The following is a 15,667-nucleotide window of genomic DNA, read 5'->3' as shown; positions in this document are numbered from 1 at the left end:
CTGCATCAGACTGCATTTGATTTCTGCACAAAGAACAAATAAAAATACTTATCTGCGGGAACGGCTATCCTTCCGTTCCCGCAGTATTTGGACAGACAATATTTCCAGAAAAGAGGTACTTATACTGTTCTCTTTCCAGATCGGGATAATCAGCATTCTTGAATATATCGGGGTTATCAGCTTTGCTGTTATTGGCGCATTCACGGCAATGCAGAAAAAGATGGACCTCTTCGGGGTTTCTGTTCTTGCTTTCACAGCTGCATGCGGGGGAGGAATACTAAGGGACGTGATCATGGATGTAGGTGTGCCTGTCTTTTTTTCAAGTTATTCGACCATTGTTCTTGTGATGTTATCCGTTCTTTTCGTCTTTATTTTGCCTCAGTTTTTTTATGTCAAATGGGTCCTTGTCGTGCTGGATGCAATAGGTCTAAGTTTTTTTGCCGTTGATGCCGGGATAAAGGCTATAAATCAAAATTATAGTTTTGTGCAGTTTGTTTTTGTGGCTGTGATAACGGCTGTTGGCGGGGGCATACTGAGAGATGTCCTGGCGCAGAGAGTCCCTGTTATTTTTCGAAGGGATATTTATGCGTTAGCAGCATTTGCCGGAGTTATATGTATGTGGTTCATTTATCCGATTGTCGGAGAAGGGGCGGCAATGAAGTTGGGCCTTGCAATGATCTTCTCTATACGCATAATTTCAGTATATTTTGACATCAACCTTCCCGTGCTGAAGAAAATATGATTTACCAAGATGCAGGCGTCAGTCTTTGTTTAAGATCATACGGATAAAAAATATTTGGTAAAAGCAACAGGGAAGATGCGTCGCATCTTCCCTGTTGCTTTGCTTGTTTAGAAACACTCTATGCTGCCAAAAATTTATTTAACTATTTTGAAAGGTACGATCGACTCAGGAGCGATCACCCTGAAGGTGAAGGTCTCTGTGATGTAGAAGTTGACCTCTGTGTTTGTGTGTGACTGATATCCGATTGAGAAATCCTGTCCGATTATCAGTTCGCTGTTGCCCTCTTTCATCGATACGAGCATCGATGTCTCGTACTGCGGTGAAAGAACGATGCGGCCGTCGTCGCCGAGGGCGTCCTTTACTCTCTTGAGAAGAGGATAGCCTTTGCCCGATGTTTTGATCTTTGTCCAGAGCGGCAACGAGCAGACCAAGGCGTAGGGCCCCTCCATTGAACGGCTGTTGAGAGTGGTTATAGCTCCAACTATTGAACCGATGATATTTTCATCGTCAAGCTTAACCTCTACGGGCTCATTGTCAGATTCAAGTTCCAGACCGAGGATGCCTGCTTCTTCAAGTCCCTGGAATACTGCTGTATCTTCAAAGAGGGCTGCTTTGCGTGCGGCTTCGAACACCGGCGTGAAGTCGATCGTCTTTGAATTCCTGCTTATATCGTCCAGATCCCACATAGACATTGTGAAGGGGACCCTTATTTCTACAAGAGGAAGAGATTCACGTATACCGTAGCTTACGTCTTCGACAGGTGACTCTTCTACGAGAGATAGTGTGCCTTCAGAGACTGCGTCGGTGTTCCATCCGAGCGGTCCTTTTACGTCGACGACCTTTCTTCCCGCAATGGCTCCCTTGAGTACTGTTTTTGCCTGTTCGTCGATCTCATCCCATGCAGCCGGCATAATTGGAGCTAATGATCTTTTAAGAATATCCATATTTTTGTCCCCCTTTTATGTGTGTATTAAAGTTTTCCTATTCCGAGATTTGCCATGCCGCCTTCAGAAACGTTTTCTCCTCCGGCCGCAGCTTCGTGTTCACCCAAAGGAGCCGAGGTGAAGAGGTAGTCCTTCAGTTCCTTGTCCCAATTGTCCATATTGCGGCGGATCCATTCTATTAACATGGCGGCGTGTTCTTTTTCTTCATCCCTGTTGTGGGCCATTATCTTTTTAAGTTCTTCGTCTGTGGCCGTTGCGACCCTCTGATTGTACCAGTCTACTGCTTCAAGCTCTTCGCGAAGGCTGGTAATTGCTTTTGAAATGTCGAGAGTCTTGCTGTCCATCTTGTCATAAGGTTCTGAGTATGCCATTCATATTACCCCTTTCATTTTATAAATGAATTAAAATATTTGTTAACTCTTATCAGCAGTGATTATAACCCGAATCAACTTTTAGCCGCAAGGCAAGATGGCGTATTGGGACGCCGAATGTTAGAATTGACGAGGCTTTATTTTCTTATGTTCACAGATAGACGATCTTTGTTTTTACGGGGGAAAAAGAATGTCTGATACTTGCAGTCATACGAATAAAATAGATGATTTTAAGGGCATAGTTGCATCATCCGAAGCGCTTTCGGACAGGATAGGCTGGCTAACAGTCAGATGCACGGAACTGGCGGAGCGGATCTTACCGGGAACATGCGTGATGGTCTTTCCCTCAGAGAGCAATGATCCTTTCCTGGGAAGGCCTTTTGCAGTTGCGGACGTTGATGTCAGAAAGGGCGAATTGTCTGTCTGCTACATGGTGATAGGAAGAGGGACAGAGATGATGTTTAGGATGTCACCCGGAAGCGAAGTCAGGCTGAGAGGGCCATTCGGAGTCCCGTTGCCCTCTGTCGACGGAAAGATAAACATTGCCGCCGGAGGAGCGGGCATTGCCACTTTCCTATATTTTGCAAAGAAATATCCTGAAAAGACAGCGGATATATTCCTTGGGATCCCGGGATGCGGTTATGAAAAGTATGCCGCCCGCATATCCGAACTCATTCCGAAAGTTCGCATTTTCACAGATGACGGCACTTTTGGAGAAGGAAACAGCATGTTCAAAGTGTTGCCTAAAGGACTCGGAGAAGGAGAGAGGTTATGGTCCTGCGGTCCTCCTGGGTTTTTAAAAGCCCTTAAGAAACACTATGAGGATGAACCCGATAAGCTCTATTTTTCGCTGGACAAGAGGATGGCGTGCGGCTATGGGGGCTGCATGGGCTGTGTCGTAGAGACAGTGAACGGACAAAAGAGGCTTTGCGCCGATCAGTCTCTTTTCAGAGCCGATGAGGTGAGAGACTATGGAAATTGATATGAGGATGAAAATTGGAAATATTGAACTTGAATGGCCTGTTATCCCTGCATCCGGAGTCTGGCCTTACGAAGATGATTTCTGGAAGGCGGAAAGGCTTGCCGGGATAGGCGCGATCTGTACAAAGGCCATTAGCCTAAAGTCCAGGTGCGGCAATAAAGGGGTAAGGCTTTGGGAAACTCCGGCTGGAGTCCTCAACAGCATAGGACTTCAGAACGTAGGAGCTACTGGCTTCGTTGAAAAATATCTGAAAATGACGAAGACCTGTCCGGTTCCTGTAATTGCCAATGTAGTGATGGAAAGTGCAGAAGAGACGTCGGAGACACTAAAAATACTTCAGGATACGGGTGCCCTTGCAGCGGCCGAGCTGAACATCTCATGCCCCAATGTCGACGGGGACGGTATGGCATGGGGGATAGATCCCTCAAGCGCCGCAAAAGCCGTCAGTGCTGCCAGAAAGGCATGGAAAGGTGATCTGTGGGTAAAGATGACCCCTCAGACTCCCTGCCCTGAAGATGTTGCCCGTGCGATAGAAGCAGAGGGCGCTGATGCAATAGTTGCCGCAAACACATGGCTTGGCATGGGTATGGACATGCAAAGGGCAAAGCCGGCCTTTGACCGGGTCGTTGCTGGCCTCTCCGGCCCGGCAATATTCCCCCTTGCCCTGCGTCTTGTCTGGCAGGTCTGCGGAGCCGTTAGGATACCGGTAATAGGGTGCGGGGGAGTTTCTTCGGCATCAGACTGTGCTGCAATGATCCTCGCCGGAGCTTCCGCTGTTGAAGTGGGAACGGCTTTCTTCAGAAACCTTGATGCCGGAAAAGAAATAAGCGAAGACCTTGAAAAGTATGTCCGTCAGTACTGCTGTTCAAGGCTTGAGGATATAAAAGGGCTGGCAAGAAAATAGGATCTCTTAAGGCAAGGATTTTTTTATTAACTTACCAGACATCGCTTTCCAGCACGTTTTTAAGTGCATGGATAACGTTGCTTTTTATTTCAGGGATCTCTTTTTCCATCTCTTCAAGGATCTTTTTTGCAGATAATCTTTTTGACTTTTCGCTGTAAGGACAGCATGCGCTGGTCACCGGGAGCTTAAGTCGCACTGCTTCGAGCGCTATCCTTCTTTCCTCGATATATATAAGCGGCCTGATGACCTTTACCTCAGTCCTGCTCATAAACATGTTAGGCTGATAACACTTGAACCTTCCTCCGTAGAAAAGATTCAGCAGGACTGTCTCCACTGCATCATCCTTATGGTGCCCCAGCGCAAGAACGTTTGATCCCGCTTCCTTTGCCTGGGCGGCAAGAATTCCCCTTCTGAGGTTCGCGCAGAGACTGCAGGGAGACCTTTCATCCCTTTCCTCCATAATGCTGTATGTCGGGTGTTTGAAGGTGCTAAGCGGAATATCCAGTTCATCCATGAACCTTTCAAGCATCGACGTGTCCATCGTGCCGCCCGTCTGATCAATAAGGCATGCAGTGAGGCCGAATTTAACAGGACTTCTGCGGCGAAGCACCGCGAGGGAAAGTGACATTACTAAGCTGTCTTTGCCGCCAGAGAGGCCTATCATTATTCTGTCTCCGGGTACTATCATGTTATAATCACGGATGGCTTCACCGACAAAGCGCATGATTTTTTGCGATATGGGGTATTTTTCTGTAAAATCTTCTTTCAGCGGGAATACCTCCCTGAATATCTTGTAAGTATGCAGTTTATCCTATCACAGATGGAGCAGGTTTTTATGAAAAAGATTAAAATTGTCCTGGCTGACGGCAGCAATCTTTTCATCGATGCACTTAAACTGGTCCTCGAAAAGGAGCCTGAAATAGCATTATTGTCCAGAGCTAACAGCGGAGTTGATGCACTGAGGAACTGCATAGACCTCCAGCCAGATGTGGCAGTCATAGGCGAAGTCCTGCCTGATCTTACTATAGTGGAAACGGCAAAGGAGATCAGACGCAGTGTCAGGGGGATAAGGTTTTTATTCATGATCAGGGATGGGAGCGCTGATATGCTCTCTCTTCTGAGCAGCATGGATTCTGTTGGTGCAGTTAGACAGAGCTGCGACATCCCCGAATTTCTGACAGCGCTTCACAGCGTGATCAGAGGAGAGCGCTACATCAGTGCAGAGGTTATCGAATACCTGAAAAATCCGTTCTCGGATGAGCTGATCAGCGAAGACCCTCTGGACTACATAACGCAGCGGGAGAGGGAAGTCCTTTACTGGGTTTCACATGGACTGACAAATAAAGAGATATCTGCGAGGATATTTCTCTCGGAAAAGACTGTAAAAAACCATGTCAGCCACATCCTTAAAAAACTAGATCTCAGCGACCGTACGAAAGCTGCTGCTTTTGCATGGCATGAGGGACTGCCCCTTATCCCTGAAGATTTTTTCACTCCGTCTAAGATGAATTGAACGTGTGATAGTGCAGGACAAAGAAGTTTACTTGTGGTAGTATCCTTTAAATATTTTTGTTCTGCATTTCCCATCCCTCATCCGTTGTTCTCAAAGGAGGATGGACTTTGACAGTAAGAAAGAGTTTTACAATATTTATCTGCATCGTTATTGTATCGATAACCAGCGTTCTTTTTCTAAGTATCGATTCGGCTACATTCGATGTCCTCGAAAATACAGATCCGGTCCTGCTTTCCTTGGCAGTGCTTCTTGTGGTGCTGGGATGGTGTCTTGATGCCTGCAAATTTATTTTCCTTGCAAGGGCAGCAGGAGAGTACCTTTCCTTCAGGCAGACAATATCAGTAGTCTGGATAAATTATTTCGGAAGCGCGATAACCCCAATGCAGAGCGGTGGCGGTCCCTTCCAGATATATCTGCTTTACAAGAACGGCGTCTCTGTTGGCAAATCAGTTGCCATTACCCTCGTAAGGACACTTCAGGTGATCTTTATACTCTCGCTGATAATACCCTTTTCAATAGTCTCAGAGGCAGATTTCATTGAAAGACACATAATGCTTAAATGGTTCGTCGTATATGTGCTGATATTTATCGTGATCGCATCCTTCCTCCTTGCAGTTAGCATTGTCAGGCCGCATTTGATAAAAAGATGGAGCAACGGTTTCCTTGTAAGGATGAAGCGGATAGGTATCCTCAAGCCGCGTCTGCTGCTTGGAGCAGCACGCTGGGCCAGCAGGGAGATAGATAATTACAGCACCAACATCAGACTCTTCCAGTCGACGGGCAAATACTGGTTCATGCTTTCAGTCCTGACGGCAGTTGTCCATTTGTGGGTATACCTTTCGATAATGCCGTGCCTAATAATGGCAGCCGGCTTTCATGTCGAGTACATGCAGTGCATGCTGGCTGAATCCCTCCTCCTTTTCCTTCTGTATTTCGTGCCAACTCTTGGAGGAAGCGGGGCCGCTGAGGGCGGAGCTGCGGCGGTCTTCGGACTTTTCGTTCCATGGAACCTTGCAGGTGTGATGGCGATCGCATGGAGACTTATATCGGAATACACAGGAATAGCTCTTGGAACAGCAGTGGCGATAAAATTGCTTGGCTGGGGCGGAGCTGAAAAGGTAATGAAGGAAGAGTCAGAGAGATTAGATAATGTTGGTAAATAAGAAGATCAGCAGTATAGCTTTTAAATGCAGAGGGCTCTTCTGGGCTTTCTTTGCGGCTGCGGCTCTCGTTTTTCCAAGCCGGTTCGATCCGGTCCGTTTTTCATTAGGGATGCTTATCGTTATTTCAGGGCAGCTGGTAAGGTTCTGGGCTGCAGGATATATTCCTAAATACAGGGCGGAAAAGATCGGTGCGCCTATCCTAGTGACATGGGGTCCTTACAGTTGGATAAGAAATCCCCTCTACGCAGGGAATTTTATTATGGGGCTTGGTTGGGCGCTTATGCTTGGGTGGATGTGGGTAGCGGCTTTTACTGCTGCGTTTCTGCTTCTTTATTGTTTTATAGTGATCCCTGCGGAAGAAGAGTTCCTTGCTTCCAAATTCGGACCTCAATATCTTGCTTACAGGGAAAACGTTCCCTCGTTATTTCCATACCCGAGAAAAGGTTTTCCGGAACACTCTCCTTATCATCAGCCATTCGACCGCGGCAGGGCATGGTCCGAAGAGATTTACTCGATAAGAATGAACCTTCTGGTCACTATCCTGATCACAGCCAGGCTCTATATCAGCCATCTATAGACAGAAAAGAGCTATCTGTACATCCCGTCTTAATTTCTGAATATGCAATTAGCGTGTCCAGATTTATTATCATGTCATCCTGACCTGCGATCACTCTTGTCTGTGGCGTTGATATCATCTTTGCGAATTTTTCCGGCCCCGCCTCTATCATAATGACCCCCATGTGAGTGATCAGGGCCACCTTCGGATGCAGCTTCTGCAGAAGTTCGCCGGCATCCTCAACCGACATGTGATCGAGTCTTGGTTTTTTGTTGGGGAAGGTCACGTTCAAAGAGACGAATGAGCACTCGCTGTATCTTTCTGCCAGGTGCTCGAGGGGTCTTGTGTCGCTTATTACTCCCCATGTCCTGAGACCATTTTTGCGGAATATGTAGCCGAAGCAGTCCACCCCGTGGTGGATGTGCATCACAGGTTCCGCGGTAACTCCCATCCCAAGGTCTATTCTTCTGCCGTCTTCCGCGATGACAACAGCACCGACCTTTTGCGCAATGTATTTGAGAAGCACCGGACCTGAGCCAAAGGCTGAATCCTCGGGAAGCACTACCATTCCCTGTTTTTCAAAGCCGCCTCCTGTCATTGCCTCCGCTGTTACGTTAATATCCGTGCTGTGGTCAAGGTGCCTGTGCGTGAGCATTATTGCCCTCAGTTCATGCGGATCGAGAGGAGGAGTAGCGCTGCACATGTGATAAAGGGACCCCGGTCCCGGATCGACAACGCCATTCAGGCCTCCGTAAGTGAACCATATGCCGCCTGTTTTTCTAAGCTGTTTGAGCATTGCAAATCTCGCGCCTCCGGTGCCGAGGAAGCGCAAAAAATTATTCGGATAGGAAAAAGGTTCGTTCATATTATTTATACAGCTCCCGATCTAATTTGTTTGTTTCATTACCACCATTTATATAGGTATTCACTATCTCTGAGGCATTTTCTTCTTTCCCTGCAGTCGCTTATGTATACCGTAAGTTCTTTCCAGAAGGCGGCTGAATGATCCATATGCCGCATGTGGCATAGTTCGTGCGCTATGACATATTCAAGGAGTTCAGGCGGAACAAGCGCAAGCCTTGTCGAAAAAGTCAGGCTCCCTTTGGCTGAGCAGCTTCCCCAGATAGACTTCACTGTCTTGATATTTACTGAAGTTGGATTAACCTTTATCTTTTTTGTCCAAAAAGGAAGGAGCCCGCGTATTTCCTCGTAAAGGGTCCTTTTGTACCAAGTCTCAAAAGTTTTTCTTTCACTGCCTGATGTACTATCCGCTATGTAAAAGGTCGCATCTTCAAGCCTTAGTGTTTCGTTTTTGTCAGAGATGATGCGCTTCAAGGGATATTCTACCCCTTTATAAAAGAATTTTTCACCATTCTCATACCTGTGCGGAGGAATAATTCTATTTTCACTCTTTTTGATCCTTTTAATTAATCCGTCGATTTGAGGAAGGAGGGTACGGCTTATTTCACCTGCTGAGAGCCTGGTCGGCGCGGCTATATAGAAAGCTCCTGCCGTGGTATCCAGACCCACAGATATCCTTTTGCGCCTGATGCTTCGCCGTACCTCGAAGTTGATCGAATTTATACTGAGAGTCTCCTTCAAATCCATCCCCCGCAGTCCTAAAGGTATACTATAGCAGTAACGGTTAAAAAGGGGCACTATTACTGAGGCGCTCACGGGCAAAGGCGATTAAATTTGATGCTGTGGCTGACAGCTGAAACAAGTGGAGAGATGATCGGTGGAAAAAGCAAAAAAGGACCAGAAGCCAGAGAGAGATAAATTTTTACCCATTGACCGGGAAGACATGGAAAAGCGCGGCTGGGAAGAGCTGGATTTTCTTGTCATATCGGGAGATGCATATGTTGACCACCCAAGCTTTGGCCACGCGATAATATCAAGGTGGCTCGAAAAACTTGGCTTTCGTGTCGGCATTATTGCCCAGCCTGACTGGCGGAGCACCGAAGATTTCAAAAAAATGGGAAGGCCTCGTCTGGGTGTAATGGTAACTGCGGGCAATCTCGATTCAATGCTCAACCATTACACAGCCTCGGGAAAAAAAAGAAAGACAGATCCTTACTCACCGGGCGGAGCAGCAGGGCTGCGCCCTGACAGGGCCACTATAGTCTATTGCAACAGAGTGAGGGAGCTGTGGAAGGAAATCCCCCTGATAATCGGAGGGATCGAAGCCAGCCTTCGAAGGATGGCCCACTATGACTATTGGGGCAACGACGTAAGGAGGTCCATACTTGCTGACAGCCGTGCCGACCTGCTCGTCTTCGGCATGGGAGAACTTCCTGTTACGGAGATAGTACACGCGCTCTCTCAGGGAAGAGAAGTAAGCCAGATAAGGGACGTTCCCGGTACCTGCTGGAAAACCCACGATCCCACCAATGCAGCGGATGCAGTTGTCCTGCCTTCTTTTGAAGAAGTCAGGTCAGACAAAAAAGTCTTTGCACAGGCTTTCAAAAAATTCTACCTTGAACAGAACCACTCGAGGGGAAGCAGGCTCATGCAGGATCAAGGGGCCTGGAATATCGTACAGAACAGGCCTGCAAGGCCCATGACCGAGAAAGAGATGGATAAGGTCTACAACCTTCCCTACACAAGATCCGCCCATCCCGGCTATGATGAGGCCGGCGGTATCCCGGCGCTCGAAGAGGTCCGATTCAGCATAACCAGCCACAGGGGATGTTTCGGAGAGTGCTCCTTCTGTGCCATTGCCATGCACCAGGGAAGGATCATTCAGACCAGAAGCGACAAGTCTATGATCGAAGAAGCATCGTCATTTAAGAAAATGAAGGATTTCAAGGGATACATCCATGATGTTGGGGGACCCACGGCCAACTTTGTTGTACCGTCATGCCCTGACCAGGATAAGAAGGGCACGTGCGCCGGAAAATCATGCCTTTACCCCGGGCCATGCAAAAAGCTTGAAGCGGATCATTCCCGATATATCGATCTCCTTAGGAAACTGAGGGAGATCCCGGGGATAAAAAAAGTTTTCATCCGCTCAGGGCTGAGGTACGACTACATACTTGAGGATAAAAAAACTGATTTTCTCGATGAGCTTTGCAGATATCACGTCAGCGGTCAGCTAAAGATCGCGCCGGAACATGTTAGTCCCGCAGTCCTGAAGTTAATGAAAAAAGTCCCGCGAAATGTCACTGTTGAGTTTATCGATGCTTACAGGAAGAAAAACAGGGAACTTGGAATGAAACAGTTTCTAGTCCCATATTTCATGTCCTCCCATCCCGGGTCGACCCTCAAAGAGGCTGTGGATCTGGCTGAGTTTATCCGGGACAGCGGACTGAGGCCCGAGCAGGTACAGGATTTTACACCGACCCCGGGATCGGTATCGACATGCATGTACTACACCGGCATCGATCCAATGACAGGAGAAGAGGTTTACGTCCCCAGGGATCATGAAGAACGAGAGATGCAAAGGTCCCTGCTGCAGTACTGGGTTCCGGAAAACGCTGCAACAGTTAAAAAAGCGCTGATCAAAGCGGGACGCGAAGATCTGATAGGAAATGACAATAAATGCCTTGTTCAGGAGCGCCGTTTCAGGCGGAGAATGGTAAAATAAGCTATGGACAATATCCATATCAGGATATAAAATTCTCCGTGAACTCAGACAGGAAATTACAGGAGGTTACACCAGATGAAAAAATTGGCAGTATTATTGGTTGCAGTGCTTGCAATATTCTCTGTATATACCGTTGCATCAGCAGCAGATGAGAAGGTGGGATTTGTTGATGAGATGACAGTGCTTCAGCAGTTTCCGAAATTCAAGCAGGCTCAGCAGCAGATCGATGCAATAGGAAAGAAAAAATCTGAAGCGGCTAAGGCTGCATTCGACAAGGAAACTGATGAAAAGAAAAAGGCCAACATCGTACAGACCCTTCAGCTTGAGATGAGGGAAGAAGAGGCCAAATTAATGAACCCTATCCTTAAGGAGATCAAAGAGACTATCGCAAAGGTCGCCAAGACGAAGGGCATCACAATAGTGTTGAACAAGGGACTTGTCTACTATGGCGGTATCGATATCACAAATGATGTGGTGACCGCCCTTAAGAGGTAGAACTCTGAATAAGTTGGGCGCCGTTCCGTTAATTCGGGATGGCGCTTTTTTAGTCTCTGTGAATAAGTTTTGATCGGCGGTGATCTAATGTCAATTTTCTGGCTTATTTTCGGATATTTTGCAGGTTCGTGCCCTACAGGCTACCTTGCCGTAAAAATATTGAAAGGCCAGGATGTCCGTGACTTCGGGTCAGGCAATATCGGCGCGACAAACACAGGAAGGGTGCTCGGAAAAAAATGGGCAATCGCTGTTGCTGTCTTTGACATGCTTAAGGGCGGTATAGCTGTGCTCATGGCATCTTTCTTTACTGAGAGCAGCATTATACTGGCACTGACTGGTGTCTTCTCGGTCCTTGGCCACAACTACCCTGTCTGGCTTGGATGGAAAGGCGGCAAAGGTGTGGCTACGACATTCGGTGTATTTGCATTTTTTGATTTCTTCAATCCCCTCCCTGCTCTCATAGGAGGAGTTGTATGGTATACGGTCCTCAAGACAACAAAGTATGTCTGTGTGGCTTCCATAACAGCACTCTTTTCTTCCGCCCTCCTCATGCCGCTCTTGGGGATGCCGCGCCCATATTATCTGGCAGGCCTCTTCCTGGCGGCGCTTTCGACATGGCGCCACAAGGGCAATATACAGAGACTGATCGAAGGCAAGGAAGACAAGGCCGGCGAACACAATTAAAAATACCGCAGGCTCCTGACCCCCTCTGCTGATCTCTTGTTACCCCCAAATGCCGGTTTTTGCCCGGTTCTTTTTCTGAAAAAATGCATGCTTTCTCATTCCGGCAGAGCATTCTGCTTCCGCCCTTTTATCCTTGACTTATACTGACCAAAATTATATAATCGTTCCAGTCTAAGGAAATGGAGTGACACGAATGTCCTTGCCGTCATCAAGTCTTACCCAAATTATCGAGGAATACATTGCCCAGCTTCTGGAAGAAAACGAAGTAGGGGAGGTATCTCTAAGGCGAAAAGATCTGGCCGAAAGATTCGGATGTGTGCCAAGTCAGATCAACTATGTACTAAGAAGCCGGTTTGCCCCCGAAAACGGATTTCTCGTTGAGAGCCAGAGAGGCGGGCATGGTTACATTAAAGTTATCCAGCTGACGTTCAACAACTGTGATGAAGAGGTAGTTCATCTTGCAGACCTTGTAGGAAATGCAATAACGGAACAGGAATCAAGGAAACTGTTGGTAAATCTTCAAAACAGAGATGTAATTTCCCCCAGGGAACGCCTTATTATCGAAGTGGCGCTGAGAAGTCAGGAGGAAAACGGAAGGTCACTCTTTGATGTTTCGCCGTACAGGCGGGATCTGATGAGAGCTGAACTGCTGAAAAAAATACTAACAAGCCTTGCGCTTGGATGAGGTGATCCTAATGCTGTGCGAAAGATGCGGTGCAAATAATGCCGAAGTGCATCTTGTGAGGATCGTAAACGGAAAACGTGCTGTCGAATATCTTTGCAAGCAGTGTGCTAAAGAAGTCATACCGTTTGACGAGGCCGCTAAGATGATGAAAATGACATTCTCTCTTGAAGGGATACTGGATCTCCAGGAAGCTCTCAAAGATCTGATATTACCTGCAATGACCGGAATGAATGACGATGCAGACATCGAATTGACCTGCCCCCACTGCGGCGAGCCCATTTCATGGTCTATGCTTGCGCCGACTGAGAAAAAATGCGCGGAGAAGATCCCCTGTGCTGAAAACATAGGCGTACCTGCGGTGAAAAGAGATAAGCTTTCTTTGCTGAGAGACGAGATGGCAGATGCCGTTAAATTAGAAAACTATGAACTTGCAGCTAAGATCAGGGATCAGATAAAAGACCTGGAAGAAAAGACTGAAAAAGAAAAGGATGTGTGAAGCTGAATGTGGCAGAATTTTACTGAAAGGGGCAAGAGGGTTTTCCAGCTTGCCCATCGTGAGGCTTTGCGTCTTGGACACGAGGTCGTAGGAACAGAACACATACTTTTAGGACTTTTGGATGATGCTGATGGAATAGTTACTCAGATCCTTGCAAATTACGGGCTGCATCATGAAGTGCTCAAAGCAGAGATAGAGAGCCTTATCGGAACAGGAAAACCCAGATCTGAACCTGTGGATCTTCCCTCCAGCCCAAGGGCAAAACTTGTGATAGATCTTTCCATGAGGGAAGCCAGAAAGATGGGAGTCAATTACATAGGTACAGAGCATATTCTTCTCGGGATACTTGCAGAAGGTGAAGGCATGGCTGCTCAGCTCCTTGCCTCTCATGGAATGGATCTTATAAGGACGCGGATGATGGTAAGGAATATCATTAACGGAAACCAGTCTGAGCCCGAATCCGATCCTTTCAAGGCTGAGGAGATCTTGCCCGGCAGATCGGAAGGCCCGAAGCAGAGCAGGACACCGACTCTTGACCAGATAGGCATAGACCTTACGAACATGGCCAGGAACAGGGAGCTGGATCCGGTGATCGGAAGGGATAAGGAAATACAGAGGGTAGTCCAGATACTTTCGCGCAGGACCAAAAACAACCCTGTACTGATTGGTGAACCAGGTGTGGGTAAAACAGCCATAGCCGAGGGACTTGCCCAGAGGATCATTTCAGGAGAGATCCCCGAGATCCTTAAAGACAAACGTGTCATGCAGCTTAACGTTGCCAACCTGGTAGCAGGAACTAAATACAGGGGCGAGTTTGAAGAGCGTATGCGCAGGATCGTAAAAGAGGTCAGAGAAACTAAAAAAGTAATTCTCTTTATAGATGAAATACACACGTTGGTAGGAGCCGGAGGAGCGGAAGGCGCTGTCGACGCCGCAAATATCATCAAGCCAAGCCTCTCAAGGGGAGAGTTCCAGGTAATAGGAGCGACGACGATCACCGAATACAGAAAGTACATAGAAAAAGATGCCGCACTTGAACGACGTTTCCAGCCGGTCCAGGTCGAAGAACCGACAGAAGAGGATACGGTAAGGATATTGATGGGACTGAGGGACAATTATGAAGCCCATCATAGAGTTAAGATCACTGATGATGCGCTCGAAGCAGCAGCAAGACTTTCCCAGCGCTACATCACAGAAAGATTTCTGCCGGATAAGGCCATAGATCTCATAGATGAGGCATCTGCAAGGGCAAGGATTCAGACGCTTGAAATTCCGGATGATCTTAAAGCGCTTGAGAGAAGCGTTGTTGACATCCGAAGAGAAAAAGAAGCCGCGGTCGGAGCCCAGGAGTTTGAAAAGGCAGCTGACCTAAGGGACCAGGAAAAAGATCTTATTGCACAGATAGCTGAGTGGCGCAAAAGCTGGACTGAATCAAGGAACCAGTTCACGCCCGACGTAAAAGCGGAGGACATCGCTTCTATCGTCTCAGAGTGGACAGGAATTCCCGTCACACAGCTTACGGAAGAAGAGAGCCGCAGGCTTCTGAGGATGGAAGACGAGATAAGGCAGAGACTTGTTGGACAGGATGAGGCGCTACAGGCTGTCGCGCGTGCGATCAGAAGATCAAGGAGCGGTATGAAGGATCCCAAGAGGCCGGTTGGAAGCTTCATGTTCCTTGGACCCACAGGAGTCGGAAAGACTGAAATGGCAAGATCGCTTGCGGAATTTTTGTTCGGCAGCGATGATGCCATGATAAGGCTCGACATGAGCGAATATATGGAGAGGCACGAAGCCGCTAAACTGATAGGCGCCCCTCCGGGCTACATAGGTTTTGAAGAGGGAGGCAAGCTTACAGAGGCAATAAGGCGCAGGCCATACTCGGTAGTCCTTTTTGACGAGATAGAAAAAGCCCATCCGGATGTCTTCAATATACTGCTCCAGCTGCTGGAAGACGGAAGACTTACTGATGGACAGGGACATCTGACGGATTTCAGAAACGCCGTCATCATAATGACGAGCAATATCGGACTGACTGAGGCCATGAAGGGACGCAGCCTTGGATTTGCAGAGGTGGAAGGTGCTGTCGGAGGCATAGATACCGCCAAAATGAAGAGCATTGTCATGGATGAAGCAAGGAAGGGCTTCAGGCCCGAATTCCTCAACAGGGTCGATGAGATCATAGTATTCAACCCGCTTGGAAAGGAAGAACTGCTCAGGATAGTGGATATAATGCTGGATGAGGTTAAATCGAGGACTTCGGAGTGCCAGATAACTCTGGAAATCGATGAAGAAGCAAAAAAACTGCTTCTTGAGCGCGGTTATGACCCCAGGTACGGAGCAAGGCCTCTTCGCAGGGCAATACAGAAGATGGTGGAGGATTCTCTCTCCAATCTTATGCTTGAGGGAACTGTCAAAGCAGGAGATAAAGTTTTGGTAACTGTCGCCGACGGAGAACTGAAATTCGAGACAGAAAAAAAGTGATCTGAGTAAATAACAAAGCCCGTGAGGATGATATGTATTTTTATCCTCTCGGGTTTTCGTTTTTT

General features: G+C 47.6%; 17 protein-coding genes. 12 read left to right on the top strand and 5 right to left on the bottom strand.

The window, feature by feature from the left end:
* Positions 1 to 16 precede the first annotated feature (16 nt).
* Positions 17 to 742 (top strand): hypothetical protein, encoded by a 726-nt coding sequence (locus CVV54_03290; GenBank protein PKL04995.1) that lies wholly within the window; start codon positions 17 to 19, stop codon positions 740 to 742.
* A gap of 134 nt (positions 743 to 876) precedes the next feature.
* Here the strand turns inward: CVV54_03290 and CVV54_03285 are convergent, their stop codons facing one another.
* A complete protein-coding gene (locus CVV54_03285) occupies positions 877 to 1,686 on the bottom strand; it encodes a bacteriocin (protein PKL04994.1) in 810 nt (269 codons plus the stop codon).
* 26 nt (positions 1,687 to 1,712) lie between these two features.
* Positions 1,713 to 2,057 carry a hypothetical protein gene (locus CVV54_03280; GenBank protein ID PKL04993.1) on the bottom strand — a complete coding sequence of 115 codons (345 nt, stop codon included), beginning with the start codon at positions 2,055 to 2,057 and terminating at the stop codon, positions 1,713 to 1,715.
* A gap of 190 nt (positions 2,058 to 2,247) precedes the next feature.
* Between CVV54_03280 and CVV54_03275 the strand changes: the two genes are divergently transcribed.
* Positions 2,248 to 3,039, top strand: coding sequence for a hypothetical protein (locus CVV54_03275; GenBank protein ID PKL04992.1), 792 nt, complete (start codon positions 2,248 to 2,250; stop codon positions 3,037 to 3,039).
* Positions 3,029 to 3,943, top strand: coding sequence for a dihydroorotate dehydrogenase (locus CVV54_03270; GenBank protein ID PKL04991.1), 915 nt, complete (start codon positions 3,029 to 3,031; stop codon positions 3,941 to 3,943). The genes CVV54_03275 and CVV54_03270 overlap by 11 nt, the downstream gene beginning before the upstream one ends.
* Positions 3,944 to 3,974: 31 nt before the next feature.
* Here the strand turns inward: CVV54_03270 and CVV54_03265 are convergent, their stop codons facing one another.
* Positions 3,975 to 4,631: a tRNA 2-thiocytidine(32) synthetase TtcA gene (locus tag CVV54_03265; GenBank protein PKL05053.1), complete on the bottom strand. Its 657-nt coding sequence runs from the start codon at positions 4,629 to 4,631 to the stop codon at positions 3,975 to 3,977.
* Between the two features lie 111 nt (positions 4,632 to 4,742).
* Between CVV54_03265 and CVV54_03260 the strand changes: the two genes are divergently transcribed.
* The 3 genes from CVV54_03260 (at position 4,743) to CVV54_03250 (ending at position 7,196) form a co-directional block, all read left to right on the top strand.
* Positions 4,743 to 5,456: a DNA-binding response regulator gene (locus tag CVV54_03260; GenBank protein ID PKL04990.1), complete on the top strand. Its 714-nt coding sequence runs from the start codon at positions 4,743 to 4,745 to the stop codon at positions 5,454 to 5,456.
* A 107-nt stretch (positions 5,457 to 5,563) separates the two neighbouring features.
* Positions 5,564 to 6,619 (top strand): hypothetical protein, encoded by a 1,056-nt coding sequence (locus CVV54_03255; protein PKL04989.1) that lies wholly within the window; start codon positions 5,564 to 5,566, stop codon positions 6,617 to 6,619.
* Positions 6,606 to 7,196: an isoprenylcysteine carboxylmethyltransferase family protein gene (locus tag CVV54_03250; GenBank protein PKL04988.1), complete on the top strand. Its 591-nt coding sequence runs from the start codon at positions 6,606 to 6,608 to the stop codon at positions 7,194 to 7,196. The genes CVV54_03255 and CVV54_03250 overlap by 14 nt, the downstream gene beginning before the upstream one ends.
* Here CVV54_03250 and CVV54_03245 read toward each other — a convergent pair.
* Entirely contained in the window at positions 7,183 to 8,040 is an 858-nt protein-coding gene (locus CVV54_03245; GenBank protein PKL04987.1) for an MBL fold metallo-hydrolase, read from the bottom strand. The genes CVV54_03250 and CVV54_03245 overlap by 14 nt on opposite strands.
* A gap of 38 nt (positions 8,041 to 8,078) precedes the next feature.
* Positions 8,079 to 8,783, bottom strand: a complete 705-nt coding sequence (locus tag CVV54_03240; protein PKL04986.1) for a hypothetical protein — start codon at positions 8,781 to 8,783, stop codon at positions 8,079 to 8,081.
* A 196-nt stretch (positions 8,784 to 8,979) separates the two neighbouring features.
* Between CVV54_03240 and CVV54_03235 the strand changes: the two genes are divergently transcribed.
* The 6 genes from CVV54_03235 (at position 8,980) to CVV54_03210 (ending at position 15,602) form a co-directional block, all read left to right on the top strand.
* The gene (locus CVV54_03235) at positions 8,980 to 10,761 is read left to right on the top strand and encodes a YgiQ family radical SAM protein (GenBank protein ID PKL05052.1); all 1,782 of its coding nucleotides are present in this window, start codon (positions 8,980 to 8,982) and stop codon (positions 10,759 to 10,761) included.
* 75 nt (positions 10,762 to 10,836) lie between these two features.
* A complete protein-coding gene (locus CVV54_03230; protein PKL04985.1) occupies positions 10,837 to 11,256 on the top strand; it encodes an HlpA protein in 420 nt (139 codons plus the stop codon).
* A gap of 87 nt (positions 11,257 to 11,343) precedes the next feature.
* Entirely contained in the window at positions 11,344 to 11,940 is a 597-nt protein-coding gene (gene plsY, locus CVV54_03225) for an acyl-phosphate glycerol 3-phosphate acyltransferase (protein ID PKL04984.1), read from the top strand.
* A gap of 193 nt (positions 11,941 to 12,133) precedes the next feature.
* Complete coding sequence (locus CVV54_03220) at positions 12,134 to 12,625, top strand: CtsR family transcriptional regulator (protein PKL04983.1); 492 nt, start codon at positions 12,134 to 12,136, stop codon at positions 12,623 to 12,625.
* A gap of 10 nt (positions 12,626 to 12,635) precedes the next feature.
* Complete coding sequence (locus tag CVV54_03215; GenBank protein PKL04982.1) at positions 12,636 to 13,121, top strand: hypothetical protein; 486 nt, start codon at positions 12,636 to 12,638, stop codon at positions 13,119 to 13,121.
* Between the two features lie 6 nt (positions 13,122 to 13,127).
* Positions 13,128 to 15,602 carry an ATP-dependent Clp protease ATP-binding protein ClpC gene (locus CVV54_03210; GenBank protein PKL04981.1) on the top strand — a complete coding sequence of 825 codons (2,475 nt, stop codon included), beginning with the start codon at positions 13,128 to 13,130 and terminating at the stop codon, positions 15,600 to 15,602.
* Positions 15,603 to 15,667 lie beyond the last annotated feature (65 nt).

The organism is Synergistetes bacterium HGW-Synergistetes-1 (assembly GCA_002839185.1).
Taxonomy (GTDB): domain Bacteria; phylum Synergistota; class Synergistia; order Synergistales; family Synergistaceae; genus Caenicola.
The sequence above is the reverse complement of the archived record's forward strand: the minus strand, read 5'-3'. Positions and strand labels throughout refer to the sequence as shown.